Source organism: Streptomyces sp. CA2R106 (genome assembly GCF_037034245.1).
Taxonomy (GTDB): Bacteria; Actinomycetota; Actinomycetes; order Streptomycetales; family Streptomycetaceae; genus Actinacidiphila.
The window spans coordinates 1-577 of sequence record NZ_JBAGKC010000165.1; the positions used below are offsets into that span (position 1 = coordinate 1).

1 protein-coding gene is annotated in these 577 nt (G+C 67.6%); it reads left to right on the forward strand.

The window, feature by feature from the left end; all coding sequences use genetic code 11:
• Positions 1 to 95: 95 nt before the first annotated feature.
• Positions 96 to 577: transposase (locus tag WA788_RS35545; protein WP_335984640.1), on the forward strand; the 482-nt coding region annotated here is incomplete at its 3' end.

Consider the following 577-nt stretch of genomic DNA (forward strand, 5'->3'; position numbering starts at 1 on the left):
GACGCTGTTGGTTAATTCGGGGCCTCGCGTGACGTCGGCCTTCAAGACCCGGTTGTGGTCTTGAAGGCCGACGTTGTCGTATGGGGTGGGTGCGGATGTCGATGCAGGCGAAGGGGTCCGGGGAGATCCCGGCGGAGACGGTGCGGGTGGCGCGGGCCGCGTTCCCGAAGGGGAGCCTGGCGATCCGGGTGAGGGACGAGTTAGGTGTCCTGTTCAGCGATGAGCAGTTCGCGGGCCTGTTTGGAGTGCGGGGCAAGCCTGCCTGGTCACCGGGGCGGCTGGCGCTGGTGCTGGTGTTGCAGTTTGTGGAGGGGCTGACCGACCGGCAGGCCGCAGAGGCGGTGCGGGCCCGGATCGACTGGAAGTACGCGCTGGCACTGGAGCTGGCCGATCCGGGGTTCGATTTCTCCGTGCTGTCGGAGTTCCGGGACCGGCTGGTCAGCGCCGATGGCGGCCGGCCGGTGTTGGACGGCATCCTAGCCGCTGCCCGGGAGAAAGGGCTGATCAGCCGTGGTGGCAAGGCACGGACCGACTCCACTCATGTGCTGTCTGCGGCACGTGAGCTGAACTGGCTGGA